This window comes from Bradyrhizobium amphicarpaeae, from assembly GCF_002266435.3.
In the GTDB taxonomy this organism is placed as follows: domain Bacteria; phylum Pseudomonadota; class Alphaproteobacteria; order Rhizobiales; family Xanthobacteraceae; genus Bradyrhizobium; species Bradyrhizobium amphicarpaeae.
This window is the reverse complement of record NZ_CP029426.2, coordinates 4,908,460-4,927,445: the sequence shown is the minus strand read 5'-3', so window position 1 is coordinate 4,927,445 and position 18,986 is coordinate 4,908,460. Positions and strand designations below refer to the sequence as shown.

The following is an 18,986-nucleotide window of genomic DNA, read 5'->3' as shown; positions in this document are numbered from 1 at the left end:
ACCGCCTGATGCGCATCCTGGTCGCGACCGACGCCTGGCACCCGCAAGTGAACGGTGTGGTTCGGACGCTGACCAAGCTTGCCGACGCCGGCAAGAGCCTAGGCGTCGAATTCGAGTTCCTGACGCCGCAATCGTTCCGAACCTTTGCGATGCCGAGCTATCGCGACGTGCGCCTGGCGATGCCCCGCCCGGCGCGAATTGCGAAGCTGATAGCGGAGGCGCAACCGGACAGCATCCACATCGCGACCGAAGGGCCGATCGGATTGATGGTCCGCCGCTATTGCCGCCAGCGCAAGTTGCCGTTCACGACCAGCTTCCACACCCGCTTTCCCGAATATGTCCGCGCCCGCGTGCCGGTGCCGGGCTCGCTGATCTGGCGGGCGCTGCGCCGCTTCCACGCGCCCAGCCGCGCCGTGATGGCGGCAACGCCCGCGCTCGGCCGTGAGCTGACCGAGCGCGGTTTCGACAATGTCGTGCTGTGGCCGCGCGGCGTCGACACCCATCTGTTCCACCCCCGCGCCATCGACCTCTGCCTGCCGGCGCCGGTGTTCCTGTCGGTGGGCCGGGTTGCGGTGGAGAAGAATCTCGAGGCGTTCCTCGATCTCGATCTGCCCGGGACCAAGGTGATCGTCGGCGACGGCCCCGCGCGCGCCTCGCTCGAAGAGGCCTATCCGGACGCGATCTTCCTCGGCGAGAAGCACGGTGAGGAACTGGCGGACATCTATGCGGCGGCCGACGTGTTCGTGTTTCCCAGCAAAACCGACACGTTCGGCCTGGTGCTGCTCGAAGCGCTCGCAAGCGGCCTGCCGGTCGCGGCCTTCCCGGTGAAGGGTCCCCGCGACGTGATCGGCGATGCGCCGGTCGGTGCGCTCGATCACGACCTCCGCAACGCCTGCTTTGCGGCGCTCGACGTCCCCCGGCAGGACTGCGTCGCGTTCGCCTCCAATTACACCTGGGAGGCCTCGGCGAGGGCTTTCGTGGACAGCATTGAAGCCGTCGGCGCGGTGCTTCCGGGCCGGAATGGGGCAGAGCCGGTTAGCTTCGTAGCCTGAAAACCGCGGTCCATCGCGCGGAGGTGTCTTGCCCGAGGCTCATCGGGCGCGATAACATCCGGCATGACCGAACAGCTCCTCCCGATCGGCCCCGCCGACATCGACGCCGCTGCGCGCGTGATCGCGCCCTATGCCATTCGTACCCCGCTGTTGTCGTTTCCCGTCCTCAACGAGCGCGTCGGTGCGAAAGTGTTCCTGAAGCCGGAGATGCTCCAGCGCACCGGCTCGTTCAAGTTCCGCGGCGCCTTCAACAAGGTCGCCTCGATCCCGCAGGACAAGCGCGCCGGCGGCGTCGTCGCGTTCTCCTCCGGCAACCACGCCCAGGGCGTGGCGGCCGCGGCCAAGATCCTCGACATGCAGGCAACCATCGTGATGCCGGCGGATGCGCCGCTATCGAAGCGCGAGCGCACCAAATCCTATGGCGCCGAGGTCGTGCTCTACGACCGTTACAACGACGACCGCGAGGCGATCTCGCGCGGCATCGCGGAGAAGCGTGGCGCAACGCTGGTGCGGCCCTATGACGATCCCTTCGTGATCGCAGGCCAGGGCACCGCCGGCCGCGAGATCGCCGAGGACATGGCGGCGCTCGGCCTCAGCCCCGACATCGTGGTGGCCCCGGCCTCGGGCGGCGGCCTGATTGCGGGCGTCGCGACAGCGGTGAAGGCGCGCTATCCGCTGGCCGAGATCGTGGTGGCCGAGCCCGAGTCGTTCGACGATCACGGCATTTCACTATCCGCCGGCCATCGCGAGCCGCACGGGCCCGCGGGCCGCACCATCTGCGATGCGCTGATGGCCCTGATCCCCGGCGAGATGACCTTTGCGATCAACAGCAAGCTGCTCGCGCGCGGCGTCACGGCCTCGGACAAGGAAGTCGGCGCCGCCGTCGCGTTCGCCTATCGCGAGCTGAAGCTCGTGGTGGAGCCGGGCGGCGCAGTGGGCCTCGCCGCGCTGCTGGCGGGCCGGCTTGATGTCGCCGGCAAGAACGTCGTCATCGTGCTCTCCGGCGGCAATGTCGACGCGGATCTGTTCTCCGAGCTGGTAGCCTGAGCGGTTTCCTCGTGGCGCATCCTTCGAGACGCCCGCTTTGGCGGGCTCCTCAGGATGAGGGCGGAGTGCGCGGCGACAGCTTCAACGGGCACCGATGCCTATTAGCCTCATCCTGAGGAGACCGCGTAGCGGTCGTCTCGAAGGACGAGGCGTGCGCTCCAGCGGCTCCATTGGTGAAGGCGAGCTGATCGTATTATCTATCCTCGACATGAAGAAGGGGCAGAGCGCTTCCGCTCTGCCCCTTCTGTGTCTGCCGATCTTGTAGAACGAACTCTCCGCTTGCTCGGTGCAACCTCTCCCGCTTGCGGGAGAGGTCGGCACGTAGTGCCGGGTGAGGGCTCTTTCCTCTTGGGGATTGTCCCGTTGCGGAGAGACCCTCTCCCCAACCCTCCCCCGCAGGCGGGGGAGGGAGCGCACCGTCTTCTCGGTCTGATCAGCGCATGAAGCCGCGATGGTTGTTACCGCCGCCATTCATGCCCTGCGACTGGTTCATCGACTGGCGGAAGTTGTTGTTGCTGTTGACCATGCGGTTGGTCGCGTTGAACTGCGGGCGGCTGTTGTTCTGGACATTGTTCTGAACCTGCACCTTGTTCACCGGGTTGTTGTTGACCTTCACGCCGTTGTTGACACGGATCGGATTGTTCTGCGTCTGAACATTCACCGGCTTGGTGTCGACCTTCGTGCCGCCCTTGCCGACATTCACCGGCATGCTCACGATCTTGCCCGGCTTGCCGCTGCCAGCGTCCGGCTTGGTGTTGGTCGCGGGCAAAGTCACGATCTTGCCGATGCCGCCATTGTTGGTGGTCGTGTTGGTCGGCGCAGGCAGCGTGACGATCTTGCCCGGGGTCTGCGACGGCGTGCCGTTCTGCTGGTTGTTGTTGCCTGAGGGCAGGTTGACGATCTGGCCGCCATTGCCGGGCTTGCCGATGACGTTGCCGTCGACCGGCTTCTGCACGACCGGCAGATTGCCGCCCATCTGCGAACCACCGTTGCCCTGCTGCAGCGGCATGTACTTCGGCTGGCCGAGATTGCCGATCTTGAAGGTCGGAGCCATGTTCTGCGGGGCCAAGAACTTGGTCGCCTGCATCAGGGGGATCTGCTTCGGCTGCGTCTGCAGCTTCAGCGCGACTTGCGCATAGGGGCTGTTGCCGTAGCTGTCATAGAAGCTCTTGTACGCCACGGGCGAGTTCACGAGCACCGCCTTGTGCCAGGCCTGCGAGAGCAGGATGTTGTTGAGCAGCCAGCGGACGTGGTCGCACAGCGGGTCGTGCGGATACATCTGGATGAACTCCTGATAATATTCCGGCCGGCCCTCGGACACGACGTAGTCATAGGCCTGACGCGTCGAGCGGCTCGGCAGGTTGGCAGCCATCTGCACCACCGGCGTATTCACCGGCGCGCGGTTGGCGGCGACCGCGGTGTCGCCGAAGAAAGTGAAGTCGGACGTCAGCGAGGAGCTTTCCCACGGGATCTGCTGGCCGCTGGTGGACTGGTTCACCTGCAGGCGGATGCGCTTGAACAGCTGCTCGATCGGCACGTTGGGTTCGCGCGCGGCGTTCAGGAAGGCCTGCGTGTAAGGGCTGTGGCCGCCGGTGCCGTCGAGCGCCTCGGCGCCCGGCGCGGTCGAGTAACCGACGATCGAGCCGTTCGGCGCATCGACGATGGCGAGGCCGCGGCCGGCGTCATTGACTTCGGGGAACGGGTTGTTGCGGCAGGCATCGAGGATGACGATGCGCATGCGGCTCGGGATCGTCTCCAGCGTCGACATCACGTCGACCAGGCGAACCGAATTGTTGACGAGCTCGGTCTGGCTCGACACCTTGGCGTCGACGGGAACGAGATAGTTCTCGCCGGCGAGCTGCACGCCGTGACCGGCGTAATAGACCATCGCCACCGTGTTGGGACCGCGCGCGGACACTTTTGCGGAGAAGTCCTGCACCACGCGCAGCATGTCGTTCTGGGTCAGGTCGGTCGCGGCGACCACCTCGAAGCCGGCGGAGTTCAGGAACTTCGCCATCGACTCCGCATCATTGTCGGGATTGGCGAGCTGCGGTGCGTTCTGGTAGTTCGAATTGCCGATCACCAGCGCGACCCGCTGCTCCGGGCCTTGCAACGCGGTAGGGGCCGGCTGGACCGGGGCGACTTGCGCGGAAACAGGGCCGCAGGCGAAGCCGAACAGGCTTCCCACGAGGCCGGCTGTCATCAGCAAAGGCTTTAGGCGGAACATGGCGTGCTCCTCTGGCACTGATCTCGGATACGAGATTGGTTGCCGGGGAGCCTCGCCGCGTTCGAGCTCGACGTCCGTGATCCCTCTCACCCTCGCGCCTTGCGTGATCTGAATCACGCCCGGAACCTGCTATGGTGAGCGCCGCGTCAATCGTGCGCGAACGGGCCGACCTCGCGGATCACCTTGCAGATCTGCAGGAAGCCGCTGTCGTAGAACTCGGCATGACCCCGCCTCATCGTCTCGACGTGCTCCGGATGGGTGCGCCAGGCCTCCAGCGCTGCTTCCGAGGCGAACCGGAAGACCGTGACCTCCTCGCCGTCATCGGCCTTGAAGGATTTGATCGACAGAAAGCCCGGCATGCGGCTGACGAGGTCGTACATGCGCGCGCCCAACCGGTCGTGCTCCTCGACAGAGGCGCCGTCGCGCATCTTCAGATCACCAATGACAATCACTTCGCCGATCATGTTTGAGCCTCGTCGTGGATCGCGCTTGTAAACGTGCGATTCTATTTCGCACGGCCCATGGCCTTTGTTACGGCACGAGTTCGTTTCAACGCGGCTGCACTCGAAATTGAATGGTCATCCTTCGATCGAATGACTATGATCAATCCATGTCCCGCCTCATGTGTCTATTCGTTGCCGTCATCCTGTCGCTGCTGCCGGCCGTCGCATCCGCTGAGCCCGCTCACAAGCGTCCCAAGCCGGTCTGGAAGGGCTACGGCTTCCTGCCGGGCTATCGTCAGCCGCTGAGCAACAGCATTCCGCTCTACAAGCAGAAGGACGCGATGCGGCGTCTCGCGCGCAACGACCGCCGCCATTGGTACATCGATCCGGTTCCGCAATATTACCGCTGGGACGGCGAGTGGCACTATTTCGGCCGCCCCGGCTTCAACGGCGGCCGCTACAACGGCGGCAGTTTCGGTCCGTGCTGGACCCGCACGCCGATCGGGGCGGTGTGGAATTGCGGGTGACGGCGCGCTGACGATGTGGAAGAGCGTCCGCCCCCTTACGAGAAGAACGCGATCTTCTCGGCCTGGGTCATGCGGCGGATCGGGGCGAGGGGATCGTTGGCGGGCGCGCGGGGTTTTTGCAGGATGCCGCTGGCCAGAATCGTGGCGCCGAGCGAGGTCTCGGACATGGACGCGGGCATGGATGAGGAGAGGGGCGCGGGCATCGGCGGCAGCGTCGCGGCCGGCGCTGCAGCGAAAATCGCCGTCGCGGCCATGGCCTGAGCCGGCTGCTCCATCACTTCGGCGGCGGCCTCCGCGATGGCGTCGGTGAGACGTGCGAGCGAGTCCATCGCGATCGGCGCGTCGGTGGCAGGCTCTTCCACCACGGGAGCCATCACCGGCTGAGGCGCGATCGGCTCCGGAAGCTCCGCGGCAACGGGCGCTGCGGCCTCTGCCACCATCGGCTCCGCAATGGCCGCTTCCATCTCCTCGGCTGCGATGATCTCGTCGAACTCCGGATCGGGCGCGGCCATCTCGAGCGCGATGGCCTCGAGCACGGCGTCGTCCTCGGCCTGCGCGGCGGCGTCGAGCGCGAATGTGTCGGCGGCTTCCTCGAAGGCGGCGGGTTGCTCGAACGAGGCGTCTTCCGGCGCGACCTGGTCCGGCGCCATGCTCTCGACAACGATCTGGCTCTCGGCCGCAATCTCGGGTGCGACGACGGCGTCCATGGCCGGCTCGGTCTCGGCGAACGCTTCGCTGGCGACGGCCGCCTCGATGGCAGCTTCGGGCTCGGCAGCCGATGCGAGATCCTGCGGCGCCTCCGTAAAAGCCACGGCTGCGTCGCTCGCCATCGTCGCGGGCGCGGTCTCGACAGGAATAGCGTCGGCACCGGATGACGGCGCCTCCTGCACCGGAGCCGAGGGCGCCTGCGGCGTTGCGCCGCCGTCGGTCTGCTCGACCCGATCCCTCAACAGATCGAATGCGGCCTTGAGCTCGACGCGGGGGTCGATGATCGAAATCTGTCCGCAGGCGGCCTCGATCGAGGCGAGCTGCGAATCAATGAGGTCGCAGATCCGCCCGTCGGCGCCGATCTCGCGCCAGCGCCAGGAGATCTCCTTGATGATGCGCACGCCGCGCGGGATCGCGGCGAGGCTTGCCTCGATCGCGGTGGGATCGAAGGCGGCGATGGCGCTCGTCTCGGCATCATGGATCGCGCGACGGATCTCGACCAGTGCTTCGGGCAGACGATCCTCGACGACGGGTTGCCGCTGCGCCGCAAGGGTTTCTTCGATTTTCGCGACCGCGTCGAGCACCATGCTCGTGTCGGCGTTGCGGTTGCGCCTGGCGTATTCGCCGAGGAACCAGCGGCCGCGCGCCGTCTCCATGAAGGCTTCGCGGATCGCGTCGTAATCCTGCTCGTTCGGCTCGGCCGCGCGGGCAGACATGGGCGAAAGGGCGAATGCTTCGTTGGCCATTGCGATCTCGTCGCGCAAATCACCGCGCGTTACAGTAACGATCACCACGATATCGACCGAATCGCAATTGGTTTGATGGCACCCGAATCACAAATCCCCACGCCAGCATCGGCGAAACGGCGATTCGCCGTCAGCCTCGCCTTGTTCTATTCGGCCGTCTTCGCGGTCTCGGGTACGCATCTGCCGTTCTTCCCGGTGTGGCTGAAGGCGATCGGCGTCGACGCGGCCTGGATCGGCCTCATCAACGCGCTGCCGGCGATCACGCGCTTCACCACGCTGCCGCAAGTGACCGCCTTTGCCGAAAAGCGACATGCGATTCGCGCCGGCATGATGGTCTCTGTGCTGGCGACCGCGATCGGCTTTACCGCGGTCGGCCTGCAGCAGCAGCCGCTCGCGTTGTTCCTGATCTACGCGCTGACCTGCATGATGTGGACGCCGACGATGCCGCTGACCGATGCCTATGCGCTGCGCGGCGTCGCCCGTTACGGGCTCGATTACGGACCCTTGCGGCTGTGGGGCTCGGCGGCCTTCGCCGCCGGCTCGCTCGCCTGCGGCTTTCTCGTCGACCACATCGCCGCGCGCGATCTGATCTGGGTCATCGTCGCATGGGCGGTCGTTGCGGTCGCAGCCGGCCTGCTGCTTCGTCCGCTGGACGAGGTCGGGCGCAAGACGACGGAGAGGCATGCCGGCGAGGCGCTGCTGCGCGATGCCGGCTTCTGGGCCGTGATCGTCTCGGCGGCGCTGATCCAGGGCAGCCACGTCGCCTATTACACCTTCTCGGCCATCAACTGGCAGCTCCATGGGATCAGCGGGCTGACCATCGCGGGGCTGTGGACGCTGGGCGTGATCGCGGAGATCGCAGTGTTCGCGCTGTCGCCGCGCTTCTCGCTGCATCCGTCCACCATGATCGCGATCGGAGGGCTCAGCGCCGTGCTGCGCTGGATCGTCACGGCCAACGAGCCGCCGCTCGCGCTGCTTGCGATCGTCCAGCTCGGCCACGGCCTCAGCTTCGGCATGACCGTCGTCGGCACCATGAATCTCCTGGTGCAGCGCGTGCCTTCGCATCAGATCGCGCGGGGGCAGGGTTACCTCGCCGCGTGCAGCGGACTGCTCAGCGCTGCGACCTCGATCGCGTCGGGCGCGATCTACGCCCGTATCGGCGATGGCGTGTATTACGTGATGGCTGCGATGGCCGCGGCCGGCGCGCTCCTGATCTGGTCGGCGCGGCACCGGCTCATGCCTCATCCCCAGAGCGAAGCGTCCGGCGGATAGACCAGGCTGTCGTCATAACGCAGGGCGTGATCGCGGTCGCGCGCCAGCAGCAAGGGGCCGTCGAGATCGACGAAGCGCGCCTGCGGCGTCACCAGCATCGCAGGCGCCATCGACAGCGAGGTCGCGACCATGCAGCCGATCATGATCTCGAAGCCGAGCGCCTGCGCTGCGTCCGCCATCGCCAGCGCCTCGGTGAGGCCGCCGGTCTTGTCGAGCTTGATGTTCACGGCGTCGTAGCGTTCGCGCAAGGGAGCGAGCGACGAGCGGTCATGCACGCTCTCGTCGGCGCAGACCGCGAGCGGCCGCCTGATCCGCGCCAACGCCTCGTCCTGGCCCGCGGGCAGGGGCTGTTCCACCAGCGTGACGCCGACGGCGGCGCAGGCGGCGAGATTGTGCGCCAGATTGGCCTCGGTCCAGGCCTCGTTGGCATCCACGATCAGCTCGGATTCGGGCGCGGCCTTGCGCACCGCCATGATCCGATCCGGATCGCCTTCGCCGCCGAGCTTGATCTTGAGCAGGGGCCGGTGCGCCGCCCTGGCGGTCGCGGCGGCCATGGCCTCGGGGGTCCCTAACGAAATCGTGTACGCCGTGGTGCGCTCGCCCGGCACCGGGCGGTCGAGCAGGTTCCAGGCCCTCAGGCCCGCCGCCTTGGCCTCCAGGTCGATCAGGGCGCAATCCAGGGCATTGCGGGCCGCCCCCGGCGCCATGGCGGCCTGGAGGGCTTGCCGCGTCAGGCCATCAGCCACGGCCTGCTGCATGGCCTGGATGGCGGCCAGCGTCGCCTCGGGCGTCTCGCCATAGCGGGGGTAGGGCACGCACTCGCCGCGGCCGGTCAGCCCGTCCCGGCTGACCTCGGCCACGACAGTCACGGCCTCGGTTTTGGCCCCCCGGCTGATGGTGAAGCTACCGGCGATCGGGAAGCGCTCGATTCGCGCCGCCAGGGAAGCAAATTTCATGGAAGTCATTTTGAACTCTGGCGAAATCTGAACCTGCTGGTTACCTCTAGCAACTAACATTAACCACTTGGGGATACCTTCTCTGGGTAAGGGCGCGTGCGCAACACTCTGATTTTCTCCGCCCCCTACGGGAGCGGACATCTTGAATAGCGATCCGAAGCTGGAACGGATTGCCAAGGGCAATGCGCTGGCACTCTGCGCCACCGGAACCTGGACCGCGAGCTTCGCGCCGGTCCTGGAGCGGATGGTGGCCGACGCCGAGAAACTCGCCGGCGGCCCGCAAAGCATCTTCATCGACGTCTCCGAGGTCGCCAAGCTCGACACCTTCGGCGCCTGGCTGATCGAGCGGCTGCGCCGCAGCCTGACGCAAGGAGCGGTCGAGGCGCAGATCGCAGGTCTCTCCGCCAATTATTCCAGCCTCGTGGACGAGGTGCGGCGGGTCAAGGCGACCGCCGTGGTCGACAGCGGCTCGGTGACCATCACCGGCATGCTGGAGCAGATCGGCCGGGCCGTGGCCGGCGTCGGCGGCACGATGGCGGGACTGCTCGACATGCTCGGCGCCGTGCTCGCCGCATGGTTTCGCGTGCTGATCCATCCGCGCTCGCTCCGCCTGACCTCGACCGTGCATCATTTGGAGCAGGTCTGCTGGCGCGCGGTGCCGATCATCGTGCTGATCACCTTCCTGATCGGCTGCATCATCGCGCAACAAGGCATCTTCCATTTCCGCAGATTCGGCGCCGACATTTTCGTGGTCGACATGCTCGGCGTGCTGGTGCTGCGCGAGATCGGCGTGCTGCTGGTCGCGATCATGGTCGCGGGACGCTCGGGCAGCGCCTATACCGCCGAGCTCGGCTCGATGAAGATGCGGGAAGAAATCGACGCGCTGCGCACCATGGGCTTCGACCCGATCGAGGTGCTGGTGCTGCCGCGCATGATGGCGCTGGTGCTGGCGCTGCCGATCCTGGCCTTCCTCGGCGCGATGGCCGCGCTCTATGGCGGCGGGCTCGTGGCCTGGCTCTATGGCGGGGTCGAGCCCGAGGCCTTCCTGCTGCGCTTGCGCGACGCCATCTCGATCGACCATTTCATCGTCGGCATCGTCAAGGCCCCCGTGATGGCCGCGGTGATCGGCATCGTCGCCTGCGTCGAGGGCCTCGCCGTGCAGGGCAGCGCGGAATCGCTGGGTCAGCACACCACCGCTTCGGTGGTGAAGGGCATCTTCTTCGTCATCGTGATGGACGGCGTGTTCGCCATCTTCTTCGCCGCGATCGGGATGTGACGATGGCTGGCGAAATTCAAAATCCCATCATCCGCGTCCGCGGCATCACCGTGCAGTTCGGCTCCACGCGCGTGCTCGACGGCCTCAACCTCGACGTCAAGCGCGGCGAGATCCTTGGCTTCGTCGGTCCGTCAGGCGCGGGCAAGTCCGTGCTGACGCGCACCATCATCGGCCTGGTGCCGAAGGTTGCGGGCTCGATCGAGGTGTTCGGCGTCGACCTGGATTCCTCCAACACGCCGCAGCGCCGCAACGTGGAACGGCGCTGGGGCGTCCTGTTCCAGCAGGGCGCGCTGTTCTCCTCGCTGACCGTGCGGCAGAACATCCAGTTCCCGATGCGCGAATATCTGCGCGTCTCGCAGCGTCTGATGGACGAGATCACCATGGCCAAGCTCGCCATGGTCGGCCTCAAGCCAGAGGTTGCCGAGCGCTTTCCCTCGGAACTCTCGGGCGGCATGATCAAGCGCGTGGCGCTGGCGCGCGCGCTGTCGCTGGATCCCGACCTCGTCTTCCTGGACGAGCCGACCTCGGGCCTCGATCCGATCGGCGCCGGCGACTTCGACGAGCTGGTCAGGACGCTCCAGCGCACTTTGGGGCTGACGGTTTTCATGGTAACGCACGACCTCGACAGCCTTTACACCGCATGTGACCGCATCGCCGTTTTAGGCAACGGTAAGATCATTGCGGCAGGGTCGATCGCCGACATGCAGGCCTCGCAACATCCCTGGCTGAGGCAGTATTTCCATGGCAAGCGCGCCCGCGCGGTCATGGGGTGAGTAGCTGGGTTGAGAAGCTGTGATGAGTAGCCGGAGCACCTGATGGAAACGCGGGCAAACTACGTCTTGATCGGGTCGTTCACGCTGGCGGTGTTCGCCGCGGCGATCGGCTTCGTGCTCTGGTTCCAGTCGCTGCACACCACCAAGCAGCGCAGCCCGCTGCGCGTCGTGTTCGAGGGCCCGGCGGCGGGCCTGCGCAATGGCGGCAGCGTCAATTTCAACGGTATCCGGGTGGGCGAGGTGGTCTCGGTGAAGCTGGACAATCCGCGGCGGGTTGTCGCACTCGCCATGATCGAGAACAACGCCCCGATCCGCAAGGACACCTTGGTCGGGCTCGAATTCCAGGGCCTCACCGGCGTCGCCGCGATCTCGCTCAAGGGCGGCGACGAGGCCGCGCCGCCGCCGCCGCTCGACCAGGACGGCATCCCGACGCTCACCGCCGACCCCAACAAGCTGCAGGACGTCACCGAGGCGATCCGCGGCACGCTGCAGAACATCAACAAGATCGTCGCCGACAATCAGGAGTCGGTGAAGAACTCGCTGAAGAACCTCGAGACCTTCACCAGCTCTCTGGCGCGCAACTCCGAGAAGATCGACGTCATCATGGGCAAGGTCGACGGCGTCATGCTCAAGGCCGACAATCTCATGCTCGGCCTCAACACGCTGGCCGGCGGCAAGGACGGCGGCGAACTGTTCCAGGCGGTGAAGTCGATCCGCGAACTCGCCGACGATTTCGACAAGCGCTCCGGCGCATTGATGGCCGACGGCCGCCGCACGCTCGGCGACATCAGCCGCGCCGTGAACAATTTCGACCGCAACCCGACCCGCGTGCTGTTCGGCGCCAGCAACAGCAGCGCCCCGCCGCCTGCACCTCCGCCGCCCGAGCCCCCGAGGCAGGCGCCGGCGCCGAGGCGGTAGGAGGCGCGGTAGCCGTTTCCTTCACCGGCCCTGATCCCTTTCCTCACCGGCGCTGATCCCGTCATCCTGAGGCGCGAGCCATGCGACGCCACGCGGCGCATGGGGAGCCTCGAAGGATGCACGGCCCCGGTGCATCCGGGCTGTCGCCCTTCGAGGCCCGCCCTGCTTCGCAGGACGGGCACCTCAGGGTGACGGAGAGGGGTCGGCATTGATGATGGAGAAGTATTGGTCCGGGACGCCAGCTCCACTCGCCGATCCGTCATCCTGAGGCGCGAGCCGTGCGCCGCCACGCGGCGCATGGAGAGCCTCGAAGGATGCACGGCCCCGATGCATCCGGGCTGTCGGCCATTCGAGGCCCGTCCTGCGTCGCAGGACGGGCACCTCAGGGTGACGGAGATGGGTCGGCATTGATGGCAGATCAGCATTCGTCGGGGACATCAGCCCCGCTCGCCGATCCGTCATCCTGAGGCGCGAGCCGTGCGCCGCCTCGCGGCGCATGGGGAGCCTCGAAGGATGCACGGCCCCGATGCATCCGGGCTGTCGCCCTTCGAGGCCCGTCCTGCTTTGCAGGATGGGCACCTCAGGGTGACGGAGAGGGGTCGGCACTGATGATGGAGAAGCATTGGTCCGGGACGCCAGCTCCGCTCGCCGATCCGTCATCCTGAGGTGCGAGCCGTGCGCCGCCACGCGGCGCATGGGGAGCCTCGAAGGATGCACGGCCCCGGTGCATCCGGGCTGTCGCCCTTCGAGGCCCGCCCTGCTTCGCAGGACGGGCACCTCAGGGTGACGGAGAGGGGTCGGCATTGATGATGGAGAAGTATTGGTCCGGGACGCCAGCTCCACTCGCCGATCCGTCATCCTGAGGCGCGAGCCGTGCGCCGCCTCGCGGCGCATGGGGAGCCTCGAAGGATGCACGGCCCCGGTGCATCCGGGCTGTCGCCCTTCGAGGCCCGTCCTGCTTCGCAGGATGGGCATCTGAGGGTGACGGATCGATGAGTGTGCGCGTGCGCCCACTCGGAGTTCCAGGTCGCTCAAACAAAAACGGAGGCCGCGAGGCCTCCGTTTTCTCATTCGCGATGGACTTGCCGCTTTACCCCAGCCGTCCCGCCGCATGCGCCAGCAGCGTGTACACCAGGCCCGTCTCCGAGGTCAGGTGGCTGCGCAGCTCCTGCGGGCCGCGGCCGTCGCGGGCGACTTCGTCGAGCAGGCGTTCGAACTCGGCGACGTAGCGGTCGACCGTGCCCTTGAAGTTGCGGTCGGCGCGGTACTTGCGGGCGACCTCGTCGAAGGCCTTCTGGCCGGCGGGCGTGTACAGGCGCTTGGTGAAGGCCTTGTTCTCGCCGCGCTGGTAGCGGTCCCACATTTCGGCGGCGAGGTTGCGGTCCATCAGCCGGCCGATGTCGAGCGACAGCGATTCCAGCGGATTGCCGCCACCTTGCGGCGCCTGCGGTTGCGGCGCGGGTGCCGCACGGCCACGCGGAGCCTCACGGCCGGTCGGGGCGCCCTGATTGGCGTCGGTCCGGGTGAGGAGGTCCGACAGCCAGCCGTCACGGCCCTGGTCGTTGCCGGCGGGCGCGACCGGCGGCGCTTCGGTGCGGCGCGCGGCCGGCATGCCGAGGTCCGGCGGCGGCAGCGTGGACGCGCTGCCGGTGTCGCGCATGCGGGTCTCGGCGCCACGCCCGCCCGCGCTTGCCATGATCGGCTCCTCCTGGCGCTGGACGGCGACGGAGGCGCGGCCCGTCGTGGTGACGTCGAGGCCGCGGCCATGCTGGGCCACGATGCGGTTGAGCTCGGCGAGGGCCTCGATCTGGTCGACGATCACCTTGCGCATCTGCGCAGTGCTCTCGGCGGCCTCCTGCGGCATCTCGAGCACGCCGCGGCGCAGCTCGTTGCGGGTGGCTTCGAGCTCGTTGTGCATCTCGAAGGCCATCTGCTTCATGCTGGAGACGAGGTTGCCGAACTTCTCGGCCGACTGCTTGAACATCGCATCCGCCTCGTCCGTGGTCTGGCGGTAGATGTCGTGCATGGACTCGATGGTCTGGCGGTGCTCCTCCTCGGACGCCACGCGCACCGCCTCGAACTGGCGGGTGATCGCAGCGGAGCCTGCGCCGGCGGTCTCGGCGACGACGCGGGCGATGTCGCGGGCACGCTCTTCGGCGGCGGCCAGCGATTCATCGAGCAGGCCGGTGAAACGCGACAGCCGCTGGTCGAGATCGGCCGTGCGCAGGTCGATCGTGGTGACGAGCGATTCCAGCGCCTGCTTGCGCTCGGCGAGCGAGGCGGTGGTGTTCTTGTTGCTCTGCTCGACGACCTGGGCGGCGTCGACCAGGGCCTTGCCGTGCGCGTCGAACTGGGTCGAGAGTTCGCCGAGATCCTGCAGCGCCTTCGTGGTCTTGCTGTTGAAGACGTTGAGCTGCTCTTCGAGGTTCTGCGTCGCCGCGCCGTTGCGCGAGGTGACGTCGTTCATCGCCGAGACGAAGTCGGCGACGCGCGTCACCAGCGCCCGCTCGAGCGAGTTGAGGTTGTCGTGCGCACCGGTCAGCACCTCCTGGAGCAGGATGTTGCCTTCGCGCAGGCGCTCGAACAGAGCGACCGTGTCGGTGCGCAGGATCTTGCTGGTCTCCTGCATCTCGGTGACGGCCGCGATCGAAACCTGTCGCGACTGGTCGATCGCCGAACGCGAGGCCTGCTCGAGGTCCTTGAGCGACTTGCCGACCGCGCTGGTGGCGATCTCGCTCGCCGCGTTGATGGTGCGGGCGACTTCCGAGCCGTTGCCCATCATGGTCTGCGAGAACGCCTGGCCGCGCGTCTCGATCGACTTCAGCGCGTCCGAGGTGACGCGGTCGATGTCGAGCGTGAGCTGGCTGGTCTTGGAGCCGATCGCGTCGACCAGGGCGCCGCGCTTGGCGTCGATCATGTTCGACAGGCGGTCGGCCTGCTGCGCGACATAGGTGACGATCTCGTCGGTCTTGCCGGTCATGGCCTGGCCGAAGCTGGAGCTGGCGGCGAGCACCGAACGCTCGACGTCGGACGAGCTCGACTTGACCCGCGAGCTGGCCTCGTTGGAGGCCGTGATCAGCGCGTTCTGGGCGTTGAGCGCGCTGGTCTGGATGTCATTGGTCGCGTTCGCGGTGGCCGCGCTCAGCGTGCGCTCGATCTCGGTCGAGATCGTGCGGATCTGGCTGGCGGCATCCGCCGAGGTGGAGGTCAGCGAGATCTGGGCCTCACGCGCGCTGCCGAGGATGGTCGAGGCGGTATCGGCGCCGACCGCGGTCAGCGTGCGCTCGATGTCCGTGGTCAGCGACTTGATCTGGCTGGCCGCGTCGGTCGAGGCGGAGATCAGCGTGCCCTGGGCCTCGCGCACGCCGCTGGTGAGCGCCTCGATAGTGGCGCCGCCGGCGGTTGCCAGCGCGCGCTGCATCTCGGCCGCGAGCGAACGAACCTGGCTGGTCTGTTCGGCCGAAACCGTGAGCAGGGTGCTCTGGGCGTCGCGGGCGCTGGTGGTGATCGTCTCGGCGGTCGACTGGCCGACCTGGGAGAGCGAACGATGCACTTCGGCCGCGAGCGACTTGACCTGGTTGGCCGCCTCGGAAGACGCCGTGACCAGCATGTTCTGGGCCTCGCGCGCGCCGGCGGTGATGGTTTCGGCGGTCGTGGCGCCGGCCATCGAGAGCGAGCGCTGCACATCGGCGGTGAGCGACTTGACCTGGGCCGCGGCATCCGAGGAGCCGGCAACCAGCGTGTTCTGGGCCTCGCGTGCGCCGCTGGTGAGAATCTCGGCGGTCGAGGTGCCGGCCATCGTCAGCGAACGCTGCACGTCGGAGGAGAGCGCCTTGATCTGGTTGGCGGTCTCGCTCGAGGCCGCGATCAGCGCGCTCTGCGCATCGCGGGCGCCGGCGGTGATCGATTCCGCCGTGGTGGTGCCGGCCAGCGACAGCGAGCGCTGCACGTCGGCGGTGAGCGTCTTGACGTGGTTGGCCGCGTCCGACGACGCCGTGACGAGGGTGGTCTGCACCTCGCGCGCGCCGGCCAGGATCGAGGCTGCCGTCGCCGAACCGGCCGCGGACAGCGTGCGCTCGACGTCGGCGGCGAGCCCCTTGATCTGGTTCGAGGCCTCGCCCGACGCCCCGACCAGGGTCGACTGCGCTTCGCGCGCACTGGTCAGGATCGAGTTTGCCGCACCGGTGCCGACCGCGGTCAGCGCCCGCTCGACTTCGGCGGAGGTCATCTTGAGCTGGGCGTTGACGTCGGAGGAGACCGTCATCATCGACTGCTGGGCGGTGCGCGCACCGGTCTGGATCGTCTCGCTGGTGTTGACGACGAGGTTGGTGAGCGAGCGCTCGGCGTCCTCGACATGCGAGCGGATCGCGGTCGAGATCATCTCGGCGCGGGACATCATGTCCTCGCTGGCCTGGCGGCCGCTGCTTTCGATGCGGCCGGCGACGGCCTCGACACGCGAGCCGAGCAGGTCCTCGAACTGCGCCACGCGCACGTCGATGTCGCTGGCGACAGAGCCGACCTTGGTCTCGATGGCCTGATGGATCTCCTGGAAGCGCGCCGTGACCGTGTCGGTCAGATGCGTGCTGCGGCCGTCGATCATCTCGGTGACGCCGGTGATGCGGCGGTCGACCGCCTCGATCGCCTGCGCGGTGCCGTCGGTGAGGGTCGATGTCAGCAGGGTCAGACGCGTGTCGATCGACTGCACCGCCTGCGAGGCGCCGTTCGTCACCGCGGTGGAGAGATAGGTGAGGCGGGAGTCGATGGACTCGAGCGCCTGGCTCGCGCCGCCGGTGAGGGTCGTCGTGAGATGGGTCAGTCGCGTGTCGATCGAGTGGATGGTCTGGGATGCGCCATCGGTCAGCGACGTCGTGAGGTGGGTGAGGCGGGAGTCGATCGACTGGATCGCCTGCGTGGCGCCGTCCGTCAGCGTCGTCGTCAGGGTTTCGAGGCGGTTGTCGATCGTGTCGGTGACCGACTTCGCGCGGGTGTCGAACGACTGTTCGAGCGCGGCGACGCGGCCGACGAGCTGTTCGTCGAAGGTCTTGATGTGACCGTCGATCGTGCCGTCGAGGCTGGCGATCTTGCCGTTCAGCGAGGTGTCGAAATTGCTGACGCGTTCGCCGATCGTGGTCTCGAACTGCACCAGGCGCTGGTCGAGGATGGCGGTGATCTCGCCGCCGTTGGCGGTGAAGCGGGTGTCGAAATTGTCGACGTAGGTCTTCAGCGAGTCATGGATGTCCTGCGTGCGCTGGCCCATGCGCTCGACGATCTCGCCGCCGAAGGTCTTCACGGTGCGGTCGAACTCGGAGATGTGGCGTGTGATCAGCGCGCCGAGCGTACCGCTGTCGCGGGCGAACTTCTCGACCAGCTCGGTGCCCTGGTTCCGCACCAGCTCGTCGAACGCGCTCATCTGCAGCGACAGCGAATCGTGCGCGGTCTCGGTCTGGCTGACGACCTTGGCGACGAGGGTGTTGACGGTGGCGTCGAGCGCCTCGCTCGCCTTGTCGCCGCTCGTCAGGATCTGGCCGGCGAGGCGGTTGCCGGCGTCGTCGATCTTGGCGGAGAGGTCGTTGGAGCGCAGCTCGAGCTCGAGCAGCAGCGAATCAGAGGAGTTCTTCAGGCTGTCATGCACCTGCTCGGTGCGCTCGGAGATGCCGTCGACGATCGCGGCGGAGCGCTGCTCGAACTCGCCGGTGATGCGGTCGATGCGCTCGTTGAGCATCTCGTGGACGCGGTCGGCGAGGTCGACGAACTCGTCGTGGACGTGGCCGGTCTTGAAGTTGAGGCTGGTGGTCAGCCGCTCGCTGGCGTCGAGCACGGCGCGCGTGGTCTCGTTGCTGGCTTCCTCGAGACGGTCGAGCAGGTCGCCGCCGCGCTCGCCGAGCGCCAGGATCATGTTGTCGCCGGCATTGCTCAGCGCGCCGGTGATGTGGGCGCCGCGCTCTTCCAGCGCGCCGGTGATGGACTTGGCGACCTCGTCGACGCGCGAGGCGATCGCATCCGAGATCAGCGCGATGTCGTGGCGCAGATCGATCTGCACGCCGGAGATGGCGCTGCGGACCTGCTCGGCCTGGCCGACCAGATTGTCGCGCTGGTGCGCGATGTCCTGCAGCAGGGCGCGGATGCGCACCTCGTTGTCGGAATAGGCGCGTTCGAGCGCGGCGACCTCGTTGGCGACCAGGGTCTCGAGCTCGCCGGCGCGCGCGATGGCGCGCTCGATGCCGTCGCCCATCGCCGCGACCTCGCGGCGGATGGCCTGGCCGACCGTGACCATGGAATCGGAGGCGGAGCCTTCCGGCTCGGAGAAGCGGATCGCGACCTGCGCCATCGCCTGGGCAACCGAGCTCATCTGCTGGCCGCGCCAGACGAGGCTCGCCAGGAAGTAGAACAGCATGATGGGCGCGAAGAACATGGTGATGAGGCCGGCGATGGCCAGCACGCCGCCGCTCTGGCCCATGGCGGCCTGGATCGAGGGCAGGAAGCCGACGGTCAGCGCGGCGCAAGCCGCGAGCCAGATGACGGTGAAGATCGTCGCGCCGGTGTAGATGCTGCGGGCAGGGCGACCCGTCTGCAACGCCTGGAGCAGCTGGCCGATGGTCTCGCGGTCGTCATTGGCGGCGCGGCGCGAAGCGCGCGGCTCCTCGACCTGGTCGAACACATTTGCCCGTTCGTTGGCGGCAGGACGCGGCTCGAAGCTCGGCTCGTCGAAGATCGGGGGCGGCGGCGCCACTGAAGGCGCGGTTTCGTTGCGCATCGCGGCGTTGCGGCTGGTGTCGGCAGCCGTGTCGCTGATGTTCAGGGCTTCCTGGATCGCAGAAAGCGCAACTTCTGTGGGGTCTTTGACCTTTTTCGGAGTGTTCGCCATGTTCAGTCCGAGCCCTCGTTACTTGTACGCGTCCCCCGCGAGCCCTGCGCGCTACGCAAGCCCACAGACCGGATCATGCCGCTTGCGCGGATCTCCGAGCCATCCCCACCCGGACGGCTTGTCCGCCAATTTCCGCAACATCCTATTGGCAGAGCGTCGCGAATGAAATGCCTGCG

General features: G+C 67.2%; 12 protein-coding genes. 7 read left to right on the top strand and 5 right to left on the bottom strand.

The window, feature by feature from the left end:
* Positions 1-8 precede the first annotated feature (8 nt).
* On the top strand, positions 9-1,052 hold the full coding sequence (locus CIT40_RS23205) for a glycosyltransferase family 4 protein (protein ID WP_094895831.1): 1,044 nt from the start codon (positions 9-11) through the stop codon (positions 1,050-1,052).
* Positions 1,053-1,115: 63 nt separating this feature from the next.
* On the top strand, positions 1,116-2,099 hold the full coding sequence (locus tag CIT40_RS23200) for a threonine/serine dehydratase family protein (RefSeq protein ID WP_094895830.1): 984 nt from the start codon (positions 1,116-1,118) through the stop codon (positions 2,097-2,099).
* Positions 2,100-2,532: 433 nt separating this feature from the next.
* Here the strand turns inward: CIT40_RS23200 and CIT40_RS23195 are convergent, their stop codons facing one another.
* Complete coding sequence (locus tag CIT40_RS23195; RefSeq protein ID WP_162307632.1) at positions 2,533-4,326, bottom strand: caspase family protein; 1,794 nt, start codon at positions 4,324-4,326, stop codon at positions 2,533-2,535.
* Positions 4,327-4,472: 146 nt separating this feature from the next.
* On the bottom strand, positions 4,473-4,790 hold the full coding sequence (locus tag CIT40_RS23190) for an antibiotic biosynthesis monooxygenase family protein (protein WP_094895828.1): 318 nt from the start codon (positions 4,788-4,790) through the stop codon (positions 4,473-4,475).
* Between the two features lie 146 nt (positions 4,791-4,936).
* On the opposite strand from CIT40_RS23190, the gene CIT40_RS23185 reads away from it, so the two are divergent.
* Positions 4,937-5,296, top strand: a complete 360-nt coding sequence (locus tag CIT40_RS23185; RefSeq protein WP_162307631.1) for a hypothetical protein — start codon at positions 4,937-4,939, stop codon at positions 5,294-5,296.
* Positions 5,297-5,331: 35 nt separating this feature from the next.
* Here CIT40_RS23185 and CIT40_RS23180 read toward each other — a convergent pair whose 3' ends face one another.
* Positions 5,332-6,750 (bottom strand): hypothetical protein, encoded by a 1,419-nt coding sequence (locus tag CIT40_RS23180; RefSeq protein WP_162307630.1) that lies wholly within the window; start codon positions 6,748-6,750, stop codon positions 5,332-5,334.
* 75 nt (positions 6,751-6,825) lie between these two features.
* Between CIT40_RS23180 and CIT40_RS23175 the strand changes: the two genes are divergently transcribed.
* Positions 6,826-8,022, top strand: a complete 1,197-nt coding sequence (locus CIT40_RS23175) for an MFS transporter (protein ID WP_094895825.1) — start codon at positions 6,826-6,828, stop codon at positions 8,020-8,022.
* Here CIT40_RS23175 and dgcA read toward each other — a convergent pair.
* On the bottom strand, positions 7,992-8,987 hold the full coding sequence (gene dgcA / locus CIT40_RS23170) for an N-acetyl-D-Glu racemase DgcA (RefSeq protein ID WP_094895824.1): 996 nt from the start codon (positions 8,985-8,987) through the stop codon (positions 7,992-7,994). The two genes, CIT40_RS23175 and dgcA, sit on opposite strands and share 31 nt — an antisense overlap.
* A gap of 133 nt (positions 8,988-9,120) precedes the next feature.
* Between dgcA and CIT40_RS23165 the strand changes: the two genes are divergently transcribed.
* From CIT40_RS23165 to CIT40_RS23155, 3 genes are read left to right on the top strand one after another with little or no spacing between them, the layout of a single operon-like run.
* Positions 9,121-10,254 (top strand): MlaE family ABC transporter permease, encoded by a 1,134-nt coding sequence (locus tag CIT40_RS23165; protein ID WP_094895823.1) that lies wholly within the window; start codon positions 9,121-9,123, stop codon positions 10,252-10,254.
* Between the two features lie 2 nt (positions 10,255-10,256).
* Positions 10,257-11,027 carry an ABC transporter ATP-binding protein gene (locus CIT40_RS23160; RefSeq protein ID WP_162307629.1) on the top strand — a complete coding sequence of 257 codons (771 nt, stop codon included), beginning with the start codon at positions 10,257-10,259 and terminating at the stop codon, positions 11,025-11,027.
* A 42-nt stretch (positions 11,028-11,069) separates the two neighbouring features.
* Positions 11,070-11,945, top strand: a complete 876-nt coding sequence (locus CIT40_RS23155) for an MlaD family protein (RefSeq protein ID WP_094895821.1) — start codon at positions 11,070-11,072, stop codon at positions 11,943-11,945.
* Between the two features lie 1,090 nt (positions 11,946-13,035).
* On the opposite strand, the gene CIT40_RS23150 is transcribed toward CIT40_RS23155, so the two are convergent.
* Positions 13,036-18,810, bottom strand: a complete 5,775-nt coding sequence (locus CIT40_RS23150; protein WP_094895820.1) for an apolipoprotein A-IV repeat region-like domain-containing protein — start codon at positions 18,808-18,810, stop codon at positions 13,036-13,038.
* Positions 18,811-18,986: the final 176 nt, after the last annotated feature.